Annotated in this window: 16 protein-coding genes; 5 read left to right on the top strand and 11 right to left on the bottom strand. The window is 67.3% G+C overall.

Annotated elements, in window-relative coordinates:
- Positions 1-74 precede the first annotated feature (74 nt).
- A complete protein-coding gene (locus ACJH6I_RS20480; protein WP_226519679.1) occupies positions 75-938 on the top strand; it encodes a cyclopropane mycolic acid synthase family methyltransferase in 864 nt (287 codons plus the stop codon).
- Positions 939-977: 39 nt separating this feature from the next.
- On the opposite strand, the gene ACJH6I_RS20475 is transcribed toward ACJH6I_RS20480, so the two are convergent.
- A complete protein-coding gene (locus ACJH6I_RS20475; RefSeq protein ID WP_226519680.1) occupies positions 978-1,466 on the bottom strand; it encodes a DUF779 domain-containing protein in 489 nt (162 codons plus the stop codon).
- A gap of 35 nt (positions 1,467-1,501) precedes the next feature.
- Between ACJH6I_RS20475 and ACJH6I_RS20470 the strand changes: the two genes are divergently transcribed.
- Positions 1,502-3,550 (top strand): prolyl oligopeptidase family protein, encoded by a 2,049-nt coding sequence (locus ACJH6I_RS20470; protein ID WP_226519681.1) that lies wholly within the window; start codon positions 1,502-1,504, stop codon positions 3,548-3,550.
- Between the two features lie 52 nt (positions 3,551-3,602).
- Here the strand turns inward: ACJH6I_RS20470 and ACJH6I_RS20465 are convergent, their stop codons facing one another.
- The 7 genes from ACJH6I_RS20465 to ACJH6I_RS20435 all read right to left on the bottom strand — a co-directional run bounded on the left by ACJH6I_RS20465 (position 3,603) and on the right by ACJH6I_RS20435 (position 9,239).
- Positions 3,603-4,481 carry a hypothetical protein gene (locus tag ACJH6I_RS20465; protein WP_226519682.1) on the bottom strand — a complete coding sequence of 293 codons (879 nt, stop codon included), beginning with the start codon at positions 4,479-4,481 and terminating at the stop codon, positions 3,603-3,605.
- 27 nt (positions 4,482-4,508) lie between these two features.
- Positions 4,509-5,375, bottom strand: a complete 867-nt coding sequence (gene ppk2, locus ACJH6I_RS20460) for a polyphosphate kinase 2 (RefSeq protein WP_212807091.1) — start codon at positions 5,373-5,375, stop codon at positions 4,509-4,511.
- A gap of 61 nt (positions 5,376-5,436) precedes the next feature.
- The gene (locus ACJH6I_RS20455) at positions 5,437-6,954 is read right to left on the bottom strand and encodes an aldehyde dehydrogenase family protein (RefSeq protein ID WP_226519683.1); all 1,518 of its coding nucleotides are present in this window, start codon (positions 6,952-6,954) and stop codon (positions 5,437-5,439) included.
- Positions 6,955-7,035: 81 nt separating this feature from the next.
- A complete protein-coding gene (locus ACJH6I_RS20450) occupies positions 7,036-7,608 on the bottom strand; it encodes a PA-phosphatase (RefSeq protein ID WP_406784433.1) in 573 nt (190 codons plus the stop codon).
- Positions 7,605-8,138 carry a mycothiol transferase gene (locus ACJH6I_RS20445; protein ID WP_212807094.1) on the bottom strand — a complete coding sequence of 178 codons (534 nt, stop codon included), beginning with the start codon at positions 8,136-8,138 and terminating at the stop codon, positions 7,605-7,607. Before ACJH6I_RS20445 ends, ACJH6I_RS20450 begins: the two co-directional genes overlap by 4 nt.
- Before the next feature lie 26 nt (positions 8,139-8,164).
- Positions 8,165-8,548 carry a VOC family protein gene (locus ACJH6I_RS20440; protein WP_406774398.1) on the bottom strand — a complete coding sequence of 128 codons (384 nt, stop codon included), beginning with the start codon at positions 8,546-8,548 and terminating at the stop codon, positions 8,165-8,167.
- A gap of 79 nt (positions 8,549-8,627) precedes the next feature.
- Positions 8,628-9,239, bottom strand: coding sequence for a hypothetical protein (locus ACJH6I_RS20435; protein WP_212807095.1), 612 nt, complete (start codon positions 9,237-9,239; stop codon positions 8,628-8,630).
- Positions 9,240-9,373: 134 nt separating this feature from the next.
- Between ACJH6I_RS20435 and ACJH6I_RS20430 the strand changes: the two genes are divergently transcribed.
- The 3 genes from ACJH6I_RS20430 to ACJH6I_RS20420 all read left to right on the top strand — a co-directional run bounded on the left by ACJH6I_RS20430 (position 9,374) and on the right by ACJH6I_RS20420 (position 12,357).
- Entirely contained in the window at positions 9,374-11,110 is a 1,737-nt protein-coding gene (locus ACJH6I_RS20430; RefSeq protein ID WP_226519687.1) for an amidohydrolase family protein, read from the top strand.
- Between the two features lie 21 nt (positions 11,111-11,131).
- On the top strand, positions 11,132-11,482 hold the full coding sequence (locus ACJH6I_RS20425; protein ID WP_226519688.1) for a pyridoxamine 5'-phosphate oxidase family protein: 351 nt from the start codon (positions 11,132-11,134) through the stop codon (positions 11,480-11,482).
- 62 nt (positions 11,483-11,544) lie between these two features.
- Positions 11,545-12,357 carry an endonuclease domain-containing protein gene (locus ACJH6I_RS20420; protein WP_226519689.1) on the top strand — a complete coding sequence of 271 codons (813 nt, stop codon included), beginning with the start codon at positions 11,545-11,547 and terminating at the stop codon, positions 12,355-12,357.
- Positions 12,358-12,463: 106 nt separating this feature from the next.
- Here ACJH6I_RS20420 and groL read toward each other — a convergent pair whose 3' ends face one another.
- The 3 genes from groL to ACJH6I_RS20405 all read right to left on the bottom strand — a co-directional run bounded on the left by groL (position 12,464) and on the right by ACJH6I_RS20405 (position 15,713).
- On the bottom strand, positions 12,464-14,089 hold the full coding sequence (gene groL / locus ACJH6I_RS20415) for a chaperonin GroEL (protein ID WP_020101134.1): 1,626 nt from the start codon (positions 14,087-14,089) through the stop codon (positions 12,464-12,466).
- 213 nt (positions 14,090-14,302) lie between these two features.
- Positions 14,303-15,139, bottom strand: a complete 837-nt coding sequence (locus tag ACJH6I_RS20410) for an LLM class F420-dependent oxidoreductase (protein WP_318986621.1) — start codon at positions 15,137-15,139, stop codon at positions 14,303-14,305.
- Positions 15,140-15,149: 10 nt separating this feature from the next.
- Positions 15,150-15,713 (bottom strand): helix-turn-helix domain-containing protein, encoded by a 564-nt coding sequence (locus ACJH6I_RS20405; RefSeq protein ID WP_318986666.1) that lies wholly within the window; start codon positions 15,711-15,713, stop codon positions 15,150-15,152.
- Positions 15,714-15,814: the final 101 nt, after the last annotated feature.

The following is a 15,814-nucleotide window of genomic DNA, read 5'->3' as shown; positions in this document are numbered from 1 at the left end:
GAGTCGGGAGACCGATTCAACTGCGGGAAACCGGGTATTCGGCGGGGACCTTCGTCAGAAAGGGTCGATGCCCCATGTCCAATTCCCTCATGCCGCACTTCACCGATGTGCAGGCGCATTACGACCTCTCCGACGAGTTCTTCCGGCTGTTCCTCGATCCGACACAGACCTACAGCTGCGCGTATTTCGTGCGCGACGACATGACGCTGCAGGAAGCGCAGCTGGCGAAGATCGACCTGGCGCTGAGCAAGCTCGGCCTGCTGCCGGGCATGAAGTTGCTGGACATCGGCTGCGGCTGGGGGTCGACGATGCTGCGTGCCGTCGAACGGTACGACGTCGACGTGATCGGGCTGACGCTGTCGAGGAATCAGGCGGCCCATGTCCAGCGCACCTTCGACCGGATGGACACCGCCCGCAGCCGCGAGGTCCGGCTGCAGGGCTGGGAGCAGTTCGACGAGCCCGTCGACCGGATCGTGTCGATCGGCGCCTTCGAGCACTTCGGCCCCGACCGCTACCCGGAGTTCTTCCGGCGGACGTATGCGGCCATGCCGCCCGACGGCGTGATGCTGCTGCACACCATCTGCGGTTTCGACTTCCGGGACGCCAAGGAGCTCGGCATCCCGCTGACCTTCGAATTCGCCCGGTTCGTGAAGTTCCTGATGACGGACATCTTCCCGGGCGGCCGGCTGCCGATCATCCCCGTCGTGGAGGAACTCGCGACCGCGGCCGGATACCACGTCACCCGGAAACACTCATTGCAGCCGCACTACGCCACGACCCTCGACATCTGGGCCCGGAACCTGGCGGCACACCGGGACGAGGCCATCAAGATCCAGTCGCAAGAGGTCTATGACCGCTACATCAAGTACCTGACCGGATGTGCGGAGTTGTTCCGCAACAAGCAGGCCGACGTCGTGCAGTTCACGTTGCAGAAGTAGTCACCACGAACGAAACCGCCTGCACCGCAATCTGGTGACCTACGCCAAGCCCGGACGCGCACCGGGCACCGGGCACGCCTCCTCGGCGTGCTCGACGATCAACGTGCCGTCCCGCGCCGGCCGGACGCCCTGCGCATACTGGGCGCCGGTCACGGGCGGTTGTGCATTGAGCTCGGCGTTCTCCGCCTCGGTGAACACCCGACCGCGCGACAGGAAGCGCTTGCCTTCGGGCGCCTCCAGGCTGAACCCGCTGCCCCGGCCCGCGACCACGTCGATGATGAGCTGGGTGTGCTGCCAGGCCTCGAACTGCGGCCCGGAGATCCACACCGGGACGCCGTCGGGCCCGACGTCGAGTACCGCCAGCAGCACGTCGCGGTCGCCGACGATGAAGTCGCCGTCGGGGTAACACATCGGCGACGAGCCGTCGCAGCATCCACCCGACTGGTGAAACATCAAGGGGCCGTGCTGGTTCTGCAGCGCGCGCAGCAGGTCCGCGGCCTCGGCGGTGATCAGTGCCCGAGATGGCATACGGCCACCCTACGCCGGGGAGTAAGAATGACCAGGTGAGTTCTGAATCGGTCGCCCCGGAAGATCCCGCCGCTCCGCTCGCCACAGGAGAAGATCCCTACCTCTGGCTCGAGGACGTCACCGGTGACGACGCCCTCGCCTGGGTGCGCCCGCACAACGAGCCGACGATCGCCGAGTTCGGCGGCGAGCGCTTCGAGCAGATGCGCGCCGACGCCCTCGAGGTGATGGACACCGACGCCCGCATCCCGTACGTCCGGCGGCGCGGCGAGTTCCTCTACAACTACTGGCGCGATGCGGAGAACCCGCGCGGGCTGTGGCGGCGCACCACGCTGGACAGCTACCGCACCGACGCCCCCGAGTGGGACGTGCTGATCGACCTCGACAAGCTGGCGGCCGACGAGGACGAGAACTGGGTCTGGGCCGGCGCCGACGTCATCGAACCGGGCCTGCACCTCGCGCTGATCGCGTTGTCGCGCGGCGGGGCCGACGCCACTGTCGTACGCGAATTCGACATGGAGACAAGGCAGTTCGTCGAGGACGGGTTCAACCTGCCGGAAGCCAAGTCCAGCGTCTCCTGGGAGACCCCCGACACGGTGTTGGTGGGCACCGATTTCGGGCCCGGCGCCATGACCGAGTCGGGGTACCCCCGGATCGTCAAACGGTGGCACCGCGGGCAGCCGCTGGCCGACGCCGTCACGATCTTCGAAGGCGCGGCCACCGATGTCAGCGTCGGCGCCGGCTACGACAGCACACCGGGTTTCGAGCGGCTGCTGGTGTCGCAGTCCACCGACTTCTTCAACCGCGAACGCTTCGAGGTCCGCGGCGACGAGCTGGTCCGCATCGACGTCCCCACCGATGCCGCGATCTCGATTCACCGGGAATGGCTCCTGATCCGGCCGCGTGCCGACTGGACCGTCGGCGAGACGACATACGCGCCGGGAACGCTGCTGGCCGCGCGCTATGACGACTACCTCGCCGGAAACCGCGACCTGACCGTGGTTTTCGAGCCCGACGACCACAGCAGCATGCAGAACTTCGCGTGGACGCGCGACCGGCTGCTGCTGCAGACGCTGGTCGACGTCATCGGCCACATCGAGCTCGTCACCCCCGGCACGTGGGAACGCGAGGACATCCCGGGCGTACCGAAGCACGCCACCACGGTCATCGTCGACGTCGACGAGTACGGCGACGAAATCTTCCTGGACTCAAGCGGATTCGACAGCCCGTCGCGCCTGCTCTGGGGCCACGCCGGTGGCGCGGTCACCGAGATCAAGCGCGCACCGGCGTTCTTCGACGCGTCCGAGGTCGAGGTGTCGCAGCATTTCGCGACGTCCGCCGACGGCACCCGCATCCCGTATTTCGTTGTGGGACAACGCGGTGTCACCGAGCCACGCAAGACGCTGCTGAGCGGATACGGCGGCTTCGAGTCGTCGCTGCTGCCCGGCTACGCCGGGGTGCTCGGCCGGTTGTGGCTGACGCAGGGCGGTACCTACGTCGAGGCCAACATCCGCGGCGGCGGCGAGTACGGGCCGCGCTGGCACACGCAGGCCATGCGCGAGGGCCGTCACCTGGTGTACGAGGACTTCGCCGCCGTCGCAGCCGATCTGGTGCGCCGCGGCATCACCACCGTCGAACAACTCGCCGCCGAGGGCGGCAGCAACGGCGGACTGCTCATGGGCGTCATGCTCACGCGGTACCCGGAGTTGTTCGGGGCCCTGGTGTGCAGCGTGCCGCTGCTCGACATGAAGCGGTACCACCTGCTGCTCGCCGGTGCGTCATGGGTGGCCGAGTACGGCGACCCCGACAACCCCGACGACTGGGAATTCATCTCGAAGTACTCGCCGTACCAGAACATCTCGGCCGACCGGAAGTACCCGGCGCTCCTGATGACCACGTCGACGCGCGACGACCGGGTGCACCCCGGCCATGCGCGGAAGATGACGGCGGCCCTGGAGGCCGCCGGCCACCGCGTCCACTACTACGAGAACATCGAGGGCGGACACGGCGGGGCGGCGGACAACTCGCAGGCCGCGTTCAAGGCCGCGCTGGTCTACTCGTTCCTGGAACGCACCGTCGGCTCGTGATTTGTGCACGATTTTCCGCGCCGGCCGCGGATTTCCGTGCACAAATCCCTAGTCAGGCGGCGGCGGGGGCGGGCTTGGACTTACGGACCACGCGACGGCCGAGGTTGCCCAGCAGCGTGACGAGCACGCCCAGCACCACCAGACCGCCGCCGATCGCGAGGGTGATGTTGAGCCACTGGTGGGCGTTGGCGATGGCCGTGTCGACCATGACGTCGGCCACCTGGCGGACGTTGCCGGTGGTGCGGTTCAGCCCGTCGTTGATGTAGCGCCGACCCGCCTCGATGCCGGCCCAGCCCGCGGCGCCGACGATCATGGTCGAGATACCCAGAGCGGCAATGGTTTTCCCGCGTGACCGGCTCATCGCCAGAGTGAGCAGAGCGAATATGCCCGTCAACACGCAGATGCCGATCCGTGCCCACGGTCCCCACGTCGTCGCCGCGCGGAACTGGCCCGGCCGCAACGATTGGGCCGAGTCGGTGATCGGTACTTCGATCTTCGACGGGACCCGGATCCCGAACGCCGCCAAGGTCGCCTTGAACGATCGGTCCGACAGCATCGGCGACAGGTCGATGGTCCAGCGACCGGACGCGTCCGAGTGGGCCATGGTGTCGGTGAACAGCCAATCGTGCGCGTAGCCGTTCGCGGCGCCGAACTGCCCCGGGAACGCCGAGCTGGACGTGTAGATGCCGGCGGCATTCGACACGGTGCTGGTGCTCAGGTCATATCCCGCACCGCTGGCCAGCCTGTTGACCTGGATGCCCAGCTCGCTGGCCGTGGCCTTCTGCAGCTCGTGGTTCTTGGCTGCCGTGGTGGCCAGCGCGACATAGCCGCCCCGGTCGACAAGTGTGTGCTGCGCCCAGCAGACCGGCACGGCCACCGCCACAGCGACGGTGGTGACCAGCCACAACAGCAATGTCGCGACGAATCGCAAGCGCCCTCCTACGTTGGTGGGCGCCGCTCAGTCGGACAGCGCCCGTCCCACGATCAGCGGATCGGCGTGTCCGACCACCTCATGGTCCTTGTTGTCGTAGTCGAATTTACCGAGAACATGCCGCATGGCGTTGATCCGGGCGCGCTTCTTGTCGTTGCTCTTCACCACGGTCCACGGCGCGACCTCGGTATCCGTCCAGGCGAACATCTCTTCCTTGGCCGCGGTGTAGGCGTCCCACTTGTCCAGCGAGGCCAGGTCCGTCGGCGAGAGTTTCCACTGCCGCACCGGGTCGACCTGACGAATGGTGAAGCGGGTGCGCTGCTCGGCCTGGGTCACCGAGAACCACAGCTTGGTGAGGCTGATGCCGTCGTTCGTCAGCATCTGCTCGAAAAGCGGTGCCTGACGGACGAATTCAGCGTGTTGCTTGGGCGTGCAGTACCCCATCACGCGCTCCACGCCGGCCCGGTTGTACCAGGAGCGGTCGAACAGCACGATCTCGCCGGCGGCCGGCAGATGCGTGACGTAGCGCTGGAAGTACCACTGGGTGCGTTCCTTCTCGGTCGGCTTCTCCAGCGCGACGACGCGGGCCCCACGCGGGTTGAGGTGCTCCATGAACCGCTTGATGGTGCCGCCCTTGCCGGCGGCGTCGCGGCCCTCGAAGACGATGACGTGCCGCAGCCCGTTGGCCTGGCTCCATTTCTGCAGCTTCAGCAGCTCGATCTGCAGCAGGCGCTTCTGCTCTTCGTAGTCGTGCCGGTTCATCCGCTCGTCGTACGGATAGCCCTCGCGCCAGGTGTCGACCACTTCCCCGCTGGGCAGCAGCACCAGTTCGGGGTCGTCGTCGTCATCATCGCGGACGGTGTAGGTGTCGGCGGCAGATGCGTCCAGAGTCACCGGCTGAACGTAACCGCCGGGCCGAACCTGGCGGTGACGTGACGGTGAACAACTGGTGGTGCTACTTGGCGGTGCGCTTGGGCCGGATCAACGACACCTTGGTCAGGACGTTGTTCATCCGGGCCAGGGCTTTCATCGAGTTGTGGTAGTAGTTGCCGCCCGTGCCCTTGCTCGTGCGCGGCTCGACGACCGTCTCCTGGCGACAGAACTTGCGGATGCCGTCGGCCCCGCCGAACCGTGCGCCGATGCCCGACGTCTTCCAGCCACCCATCGGGGCGGTGGTGCACATCAGGTTGGCCAGCACGTCGTTGATGTTGACGGCGCCGCAGTCGAGCTGCAGTGCCACGTCCTTGGCCCGCTGCACATCGCCCGAGAACACGGTGGCGCTCAGACCGTACGGGCTGTCGTTGGCCAGGCGGACCGCCTCACCGACGGTCGCGACCTTCATGATCGGCAGGGTCGGGCCGAACGTCTCCTCGGTCATGCAGGCCATCGAGTGGTCGACGTCGACGAGCACCGTCGGCGGGTAGAAGCTGCCCGGGCCGTCGGGGCGCTTGCCGCCAGTCAACGCGCGAGCGCCGGCCGCCACCGCCTCGTTGACGTGCCGCTCGGTGATGTCCACCTGGCTGGCGTCGATCTGCGCCCCGAGGTGGTAGCCCTCGCCGGCGCCCACCTTGAGGTTCTGCACCGCCTTGACGACGGCGTCGACGAACGCGTCGTAGGCCGGTTCCAGCACGTAGACGCGCTCGACGGACACGCACGTCTGCCCGGCGTTGAACATCGCGCCCCAGACCGCGGCGTTGGCGGCCAGCTCGACGTCGGCGTCCTCGAGGACAATCATCGGGTCCTTGCCGCCGAGTTCGAGGCTGACCGGCGTGAGGCGGCGCGCCGCGCGCTCCATGACCTTGCGGCCGGTGGCCGTCGAGCCGGTGAACTGGATGAAATCGGAGTTGTCGATGACGGCCTCGGACACCTCACGGGCACCCTGCGCGAGGGCCAGCACCTCAGGGGCGCCGGAGTCGGTCCAGCCGCGCAGCAGCAGCTCGGCGGTCAGCGGGGTGCGCTCGGACGGCTTGAGCAGCACGGCGCAGCCTGCCGCGAGTGCCCCGATGGCGTCCATCAACGCATTGGCCACCGGGTAGTTCCACGGCGCGATGATGCCGACCACCGCGCGTGGGCGGTAGTGCACGGTGATCTTCTTGACCGACAGCATGGGCAGCGGGGCCGGCCGGGTGTCGGGCGCCAGCGCCTTCTCCATGGTCTTGACCACGTACGAGATGATCAGGATCGCCAGCGGAATTTCGGCCTTGGCGTCGACCATCGACTTGCCGGTCTCGCGGATCAGCAGGGCCTCGACCTCGTCGCGGTGGTCATTGAGCCACACCGCGAAACGGGCCAGCACCTTCGCGCGGCCCTGCGGCCCGCGGGCTTCCCATTCGCGCTGCGCGGCGCGCAGGCCGGCGGCGATGCGAGGAACGTCGGCCGGGTCCGTCCAGCTCACGGTTCCTGCGATGGCACCCGTGGCGGGGTCGTAAATGGTGCCGGAGCCGGGCGAACGGACGTCAGACGTAGCGGTCATACCGCCATCGTAACGACCAGGTGTGACGCGGGTCGCATCCGGCTTGACGCGTGTCAAAACCGAGGCGTACCGCACCGGGCGCTAGAGGATCACGCCAGGGCTTTCCGCGGGGTGCTCGGTGACCAGGCGGGCCGCCAGGCACACCAGACTGGACCCGAACAGCAAGGCGCCGACGGTGTCGGTGAAGTAGTGGTACGTGAAGGCCTGTCCGAGCATGCCCAACGGAACGAAGATGCCGGCCAGCACGCGTGACCACAGCACGGCCCCGGCCGCCAGGACGATGACGCCCAGCACCGTCACCATCAGCACGGTGTGTCCGCTGGGATACGCGAGCGCCCCACCTTTGTGACGACCGAACAGCTCCTTCAGGCCGCGCTCGATGAACACCGCCAGCTGGGGCGTCAACGCGAGGACCGCGGCCAGACGCCAGCGCTTGTGCCACAACGCGATTCCCACCGCGATCACCAGCATCGCCATGAGCACACGCGGGTCGGTGAAGAACAGCAGCCAGCCGGTATACGGCTGGCCGTCCCGGCCCGCGTCCTGAAAGACGTCATCGACCGGCGTCGAGGCCTTGCCCACGCCCCAGCCCAACAGGGCCATCAGCCCCAGCCCGACTGGCGGCCACCAGCGGACGAACTTCTCGGTTGTCATCTGTGGGCGGCGATGCCCCGTACATACGCGGCCTGCCCGAGGTGCTGCGCGCAGTCGTCGACGATGCTCACCAGCCGCGCACTCGCGGTGACCGGAGGATTCCAGCGTCGGTCGACGATCCGCTCGAGGTCCTCGGCCGTCACGCCCGCGACATATTCGAGCGTCACCTTGTGCACCGCGCGGTAGTAGCCGACGAGCAACTCGACCGGCGGCCGCACCTTGCCGACGTCCTCGGCGGTGTGGCCGTATCCGATGTCGTAACCGGGCGCGTCGCTCTTCGGCAGGTCGAGCGCGAACCGCTGCTCCCAGCCGGCACTCGTCCACACCTGGTCGATGCCCGCGACCTCGCACAGCTGCATGTCCTGGCACCGCGCACTGTGCCAGAGCAGCCAGGCGATGCTGTTGGCCTCCGGCGTCGGCCGCCACAGCGACACCTCTTCGGTCAGGCCGTCGGTGACCTCGTCGACGTGCTCGATGAGCCGAGTGAACGAGTCGCGCAACAGTTCCCGCGCCGCAGCGGTATCAGACATATCGCCGACGCTACCGGAGCGCACCACTACCCGGCTGCGCCATGGAAGACCGCCTCGACGTTGTTGCCGTCGGGGTCGCGGACGAAGGCCCCGAAGTAGCCGGGGTGGTACTCGGGCCACAGCCGGGGTGCGTGCAACGACTCGGCGCCGAGTTGGACGGCCGCGTCGTGGAACGCGGTGACCGCGTCGGTGTCCGCGGCCTGGAAAGCGACGTGCACCTCGCGGTTCGGACCCGAGGCCTCCCCCGCGCCGGCATCGGCGATCCAGAAGTCGGGCTTGCCGTCGCGGCCGTAACCGATGGCGACGCCGAAATCCAGCTGCCGGCTGAAGCCGAGCACGCCGAGCACCGCGTCGTAGAACTGCTGGGACTTGGCCCAGTCACTGCAGTTGATACCGAAATGGTCGATCATGCCCAGATCGTGCCACGGGGCACCGACAACGCCGGAGCGACGAACCCGCATGGGTCCGCCGCTCCGGGCGTCGGTCGTGTCAGTTGTCGGCCAGGGTGCGGTAGAGCGCCTTCTTGGCCTCGGCGACCGCGGCGGACAGCGTGCTGACCGCCGTCTTCAGATCGGCCTTCTGCGCGTCGTTTCCGGTGAACTTGATCGTGCGCGCCAGCCCGGCGAGCTCGAACAAATCCTTGCGCAGCTTGATGACATCGCCGAACTTCCCCGCCTGCCCGAGGAAGGCCTGCACCGTCTCGCTGCTGACACCGCGCCAGGCGAGCAGCTGCTCACCGAACTCGGTCAGCGTCGCGACGCCGTCCTCGACCGTGGCCACGCCACGAGCCGCGAGCAGCGAGATGACGAACTCGACCTTGTCCACCGGAGGGGTGAATGCGCCGTCGGTGATCTCCGAAACCCGCTGCGAGAGCTGCTCGGCCGTGGCCGGGCCTTCCTGTAGTAGCGCAGCCGCGGCAATCGCGGCACGCTTGAGACGACCCTTGAAGAAGTGGTGCCCGGCACCCGGCCCGAAGCCGCCGCCGAAACCGCCACCGAAGCCGGGCCCGCAGGCACCGGGACCACCCGCGCCCGGACCGAAGCCCCCGAATCCGGGGCCGAAGCCTCCACCGAAACCGGGGCCGAAACCAGCTGAGAACATCGCATTTCCTTTCGTTGTTTTCGATGCATCTTGTACCTATCACGATACATCGGTTTTGCAATGCCTAGCCGTTCTAACTTCAACTCAAAGCCAACTCACAGATCTGATGACGGCCTGAGTCGTACGTTGTTCACATGAACGCAGCGGGCGTCGCCTACGACATCGTCATTCGCAACGGACTCATCGCCGACGGGTTGGGCGGCGCACCCTTCCAGGGCGATGTCGCAGTTCAGGACGGGTTGATTGCAGCCGTGGGCACGGTCGACGGGACCGGCGCCCGGGAGATCGACGCCACCGGCCTGCTCGTCACCCCTGGCTTCGTCGACCTGCACACGCACTACGACGGACAGGCCATCTGGTCCGACCGGATGACCCCGTCTTCCGCTCACGGCGTAACAACCGCCGTCATGGGTAACTGCGGCGTCGGCTTCGCGCCCTGCCGCCCCGACGACCACGACGTGCTCGTCGACGTGATGGCCGGCGTCGAGGACATCCCCGGCGTCGTGATGGTCGACGGCCTGCCCTGGACGTGGGAGACGTTCCCCGAATTCCTGGACGCCGTCGAGGCGCGGCACCGGGATATCGATGTGGCCGCGTTCCTCCCGCACTCGCCGCTACGGGTGTACGTCATGGGCCGGCGCGGCGTCGACCGCGAGCCCGCCACCCCCGAAGACCTGGCCCTGATGCGCAAGCTCGCGGCCGAGGCCGTGGAGTGCGGCGCGCTGGGCTTCGCGTCGTCGCGACTGACGCTGCACAAAACCTCTGGCGGACAGCCCATTCCGAGCCACGACGCGGCACAGGTCGAGATCGAAGCCATCGCCCGCGGCGTCGCGGACGGCGGCGGCGGACTGATCCAGTTCGTGCCCGACCTGCTGGCCGGTGACTACGAGATCGCGCTGAAAACCGTCTTCGACGTCGCGGCCGACGTCGGCCTGCCGGTGACGTTCACCCTGGCCGTCGGCAATGCCGGGCCGGCCACATTCGAGGACGCGCTGCGGATGGTCGAGAAGGCCAACGCCGACGGCGGGTCGATCTCGGCGCAGATTTTCCCGCGCCCCATCGGCCTGGTCATCGGCCTGGAGTTGTCCGGCAATCCGTTCGTGCTGTACCCGTCGTACCGCGAGATCGCCGATCTACCGCTGGCCGAGCGCGTCGCCGAGATGCGCAGACCCGAAGTACGCCAACGCATCCTGAACGACACCGCAGCTGCCGACGGCCACCCACTGATGTTCGCGGTGCAGGCGTGGGACTACATGTTCCCCCTCGGCACTCCCCCGAATTACGAACCGGCACCGTCGGATTCGATCGCCGCGCGCGCCGCCGCCCGCGGCGTCAGCCCGCTCGAAGAGGCCTACGACCGCGTCCTCGACGACGACGGCCGCGCCATGCTGCTCGTCACCCTCGCCAACTTCCGTGACGGTTCCCTCGACACCGTCGCCGAACTGATCCAGCGCGACGACGTCATCCTGGGCCTCGGCGACGGTGGCGCACACTACGGAATGATCTGCGACGCATCGTTTCCCACCTATCTGCTGACGCACTGGGTCCGCGACCGCGCCGCCTCCCGGCTGGACCTGGCGCACGCCGTGAAGGAACTGACATCGGTACCGGCGCGCGTCGCCGGCCTGAACGACCGCGGCCGAATCGCGGTGGGCTACAAGGCCGATCTCAACGTGATCGACCAGGACGCGCTGACGCTGCACAAGCCCACCATCGAACACGACCTGCCCGCCGGCGGGCGCCGCCTGGACCAGACCGCCGACGGCTACGTCGCGACCATCGTGTCCGGCGAGATCATCGCGGAGAACGGGGTACCCACGGCGGCCCGGCCAGGTCGGTTGGTGCGCGGCCGGCAACCCGCGCCGGCGTGAGCGGCGACCTATCCTGGCCTCATGAGTGTGAAGGTGGATCTGGAAAAACTCGGCGACACCTTGGCCGACTTCCCGTTCGGCTTTCTGATCACCGTCGGTGACGATTTCCGCCCGCACACGGTGGCCGTCGTCCCGACATTCGCCGGCGGCGCGCTGACGATCGAGCCCATCGGTAACACCACGCGGCGCAACGCCGGCGCTCACCCGGCCGTGACGGTGCTGTGGCCGCCGCGCGAACCCACCGGATACTCGCTGATCGTCGACGGCACCGCCGAAGCCACCGACACGGGCCTGCACGTCGTGCCCACCCGCGCAGTGCTGCACCGCAGCCCCGAAGGCGTCCACGACTGCGTGTCACTCAAGGAGACCTGAGTTATCCACAGGCTGACGATTGGGTACTACCGCCGCCCACCGTTGTCGGCTGCTATTGAGCGATGGGGGAAATAGAACAACTGGCGGCTGCGAACGGCGGGGTGGTGTCCGCGGCGCAACTGCGCGCCGCGGGAATGCCGCGCCCAGCAGGCTGGCCGCCGGTGCGGCGCGGCTGGTATGCCGGCCCCTCCGCAAACCCGCAGGTCGTCCGCGCGGTCTCCGCCGGTGGCATTTTGAGCTGTGTCTCTGTGCTACGCCACTACGGCGTCTGGGTGCCAGATTCTGGTTTGCATGTCCGGTATTCGAGGCGGGCCCGCCAATCCCGCCCGAGAGTTCGGTCCTGCCAGCCGTACCGCCTCGATCCACCCATCGTCGGAGCCATCGACCCGATCGACATTGCCGTCGCGTCGGCGGCGCACTGCCTGGACACTGAGGGGCTGATCGTCGTCCTGGACTCGATGCTGAACAAGCAAATGATCGAGATGGCCGACGCGCGGGACATTGTGTCGGCATCGCGCTTTGCGCATCTGAACCTGGCCGAGCGATTGGACCCGAAGAGCGAATCGGGCACGGAGACGATGATCCGATTACGCTTGCGCGCCTTGGGGATCCACCTACAAACCCAAGTGGACATTCCGGGAGTGGGCCGCGTCGACCTTTTGGTGGGCGACCGACTGATCATCGAAGCCGACAGCCGTGAGCACCATCTGTCCAAGTATCAGCCCGACCGGACGAGGGACAGGGTGGCCGTCGGCTTGGGGTTCCTGGCCATGCGACTGACCCATGAGGACGTTGTCTACCGCTGGGATCTGATTCTGGAGGACATTCTGTCGGTGGTCCGCAGGGGTGCACATCACGGCACGATCGCAATGTGACGCTGACAGCGTCACCATCGCAAATACGACCATGGCGGCGCTGTCAGCGTCACACAAGAAAAGGCCCGGCCTCCGAAGAGACCGGGCCTTCCCGTAAGAGCTGGACTTAGAAGTCCATACCGCCCATGCCACCGGTCGGGTCGCCGGCGGGAGCCGCGGCCTTCTCCGGCTTGTCGGCGACGACGGCCTCGGTGGTGAGGAACAGCGCCGCGATGGACGCCGCGTTCTGCAGCGCCGAGCGGGTGACCTTGACCGGGTCGGCAACGCCGGCGGCCAGCAGGTCCTCGTACACGTTGGTCGCGGCGTTCAGGCCGTGACCCGAGGGCAGGTTCGACACCTTCTCGGCGACGACGCCCGGCTCCAGACCACCGTTGAAGGCGATCTGCTTCAGCGGAGCCGACAGGGCGACACGCACGATGTTGGCACCGGTGGCCTCGTCACCCTCGAGCTTCAGCTCGTCGAGAGCCGGAGCCGACTGCAGCAGGGCCACGCCACCACCGGCGACGATGCCCTCTTCGACGGCGGCCTTCGCGTTGCGAACGGCGTCCTCGATGCGGTGCTTGCGCTCCTTGAGCTCCACCTCGGTGGCAGCGCCGGCCTTGATGACTGCAACGCCACCGGCCAGCTTGGCCAGGCGCTCCTGCAGCTTCTCGCGGTCGTAGTCGGAGTCGCTGTTCTCGATCTCGCTGCGGATCTGGGCCACGCGGCCGGCGATGGCCTCGGCGTCGCCGGCACCCTCGACGATGGTGGTCTCGTCCTTGGTCACGACGACCTTGCGGGCCTTGCCCAGCAGGGTGATGTCGGCGGTCTCGAGGGACAGGCCGACCTCTTCGCTGATGACCTGGCCACCGGTGAGGATCGCCATGTCCTGCAGCATCGCCTTGCGACGGTCACCGAAGCCCGGGGCCTTGACGGCGATGGACTTGAAGGTGCCGCGGATCTTGTTGACGACCAGGGTCGACAGGGCTTCGCCCTCGACGTCCTCGGCGATGATCAGCAGCGGCTTGCCCGACTGGATGACCTTCTCCAGCAGCGGCAGCAGGTCCTTGACGGTCGAGATCTTCGAGCTGACCAGCAGGATGAACGGGTCCTCGAGGACCGCTTCCTGACGCTCGGCGTCGGTCACGAAGTAACCCGAGATGTAGCCCTTGTCGAAGCGCATACCCTCGGTGAGCTCCAGCTGCAGGCCGAAGGTGTTGCTCTCCTCGACGGTGATGACACCCTCGTTGCCGACCTTGTCCATGGCCTCGGCGATCAGGTCACCGATGGACTGGTCACCGGCCGAGATACCGGCGGTGGCGGCGATCTGCTCCTTGGTCTCGACCTCCTTGGCGGAAGCCAGCAGACCCTTGGTGACAGCCTCGACGGCCTTCTCGATGCCGCGCTTCAGGCCGAGCGGGTTGGCGCCGGCCGCGACGTTGCGCAGGCCTTCGCGAACCAGGGCCTGGGCCAGCACGGTGGCGGTGGTGGTGCCGTCGCCAGCGACGTCGTCCGTCTTCTTGGCAACTTCCTTGACCAGCTCAGCGCCGATCTTCTCGTACGGGTCCTCGAGCTCGATCTCCTTGGCGATGGACACACCATCGTTGGTGATCGTGGGGGCGCCCCACTTCTTCTCCAGGACGACGTTGCGGCCCTTGGGGCCCAGCGTCACCTTTACGGCGTCGGCGAGGCTGTTCAGGCCCCGCTCGAGGCCACGGCGGGCCTCTTCGTCATACGCAATTGTCTTGGCCATTGCGAAGTAATTCCTCCGGTTGGGAATTGCACGTCTTTGGTCAGGCGCAGCGCCCGCGACGGACGGCCTGGGCTGTGCTCGCAGATGCGGCCCCGGCCTCACTGTCCCGACCTAGCACTCACCTATCGAGAGTGCCAACGTCTTTTTAGCACTCAGGCAGGGCGAGTGCAAGGTTGTTCGCCATCCGCGCAGGCACCGCTTAGCGGCCGGAAATCAGGACGCCGACCGGTACTGCGCCACCTGCGCCGCGTAATCGTCGAGCAGGCGCAGCGATTCGTCCTTGCCGACCGACGGCAGGAACAAACCGAGCTGGCCGAAGCCGAGGTCTTCAGCGGTACGCCAGTAGTCCGGTTTCAGGGGTGCACCGAACATCGCGAGTGGCACGTCGTAGTCCGCGCCCGAGCGCAACTGCGCCGTTCGTTCCGCCAGCACGTCCCTGGGGAAAGGATTCGAAATCCAGCCCGCACGGTGACGCAGCACCCGCTTGACGGTGGCATCGGAGTTGCCGCCGACATAGATGGGCGGATGCGGTTTCCGGACCGGCTTGGGCCTGCAGTACGACGCATCGAAGTTGACGAATTTGCCGTGATATTCGGCGGGCTCGGTGGTCCACAGCGCCGTGATGGCTTCGATGCTCTCGTCCAGCCGGGCGCCACGAGTTTTCGGATCGGTGCCGTGGTCCCGCATCTCCTCGAGGTTCCAGCCGGCACCGACGCCGAAGATGAACCGGCCACCGGAGATGAGATCGATGCTGGCGGCCTCTTTGGCCGTGTGGATCGGATCCCGCTGGATGAGCAGGGCGATGCCGGTGAACAGCTCGATGGTCGACGTCACCGCCGCCGCCGCGGCAAGCGTCACGAACGGGTCGAGCGTGTTGTAGTACCAGGGCGGCAGCTCCCCACCGTTCGGATACGGCGACTCACGGCTCGCGGGAATGTGACTGTGCTCGGCGACGATGAGCGACGCGAAGCCGCGCTCTTCGATCGCGCGGGCCAGCGAAACCGGATCAATACTGTCGTCATCGACGAAGGTCGAGATCCCGAACTTCATACGGCCGACGCTACTGACGGGGCCGGAGTCCGTCCATCATCAATTCGACGACGCGGTCAGCGGCGTCGGCGCTGTACCGCTGCGCGGCGTTCGCCGCCACGAGCAGCGTCTTCACATCCGAGGCCGTGACGTCCGCCCGAACGGCGCCGGCGCCCTGGGCGGCGGCCAGCAGTTCACCCAGCAGCGCCAGGAATTCCTCTTCGACATCGGGCACCAGGGCGTGGACGTCGATCCCGAGGCCGGCAAGTGCGTCGACCAGGCCCTGATCGGTTTCGCCCCACCGAACCATCGACCGCAGGAAGTCGAACAGCGCGTCGCCCGGCGCGTCCGACGCCAGGCACGCCCGGCCGGCCCCCATGACCGTTTCCAGCCGATCCTCGATCACCGCGCGGTAGAGGTCGTCCTTGGTCGGGAAGTGCCGGTAGACGGTGCCGGCGCCGACGCCGGCCCGCCGGGCGATCTCGTCGATGGGCACGGAAAGGCCCTCGTCGGCGAAGGTTTGATAGGCGACTTCCAGCACGCGAGCGCGGTTCCGGGCCGCGTCGGCCCGCAGTGGCCTCTTCGGTTTGCAGATCATCATGCTCCCGGGAACAAATTAAACGGGGCGACCGTTCCGGATAGGTGAAGCATCCGGGGCGCTCGCCCCGGATAAGGCCCAGGCTACCGAGGAACCGT

It is taken from the genome of Mycobacterium sp. SMC-13, assembly GCF_045311035.1.
GTDB lineage: Bacteria > Actinomycetota > Actinomycetes > Mycobacteriales > Mycobacteriaceae > Mycobacterium.
The sequence above is the reverse complement of the archived record's forward strand: the minus strand, read 5'-3'. Positions and strand labels throughout refer to the sequence as shown.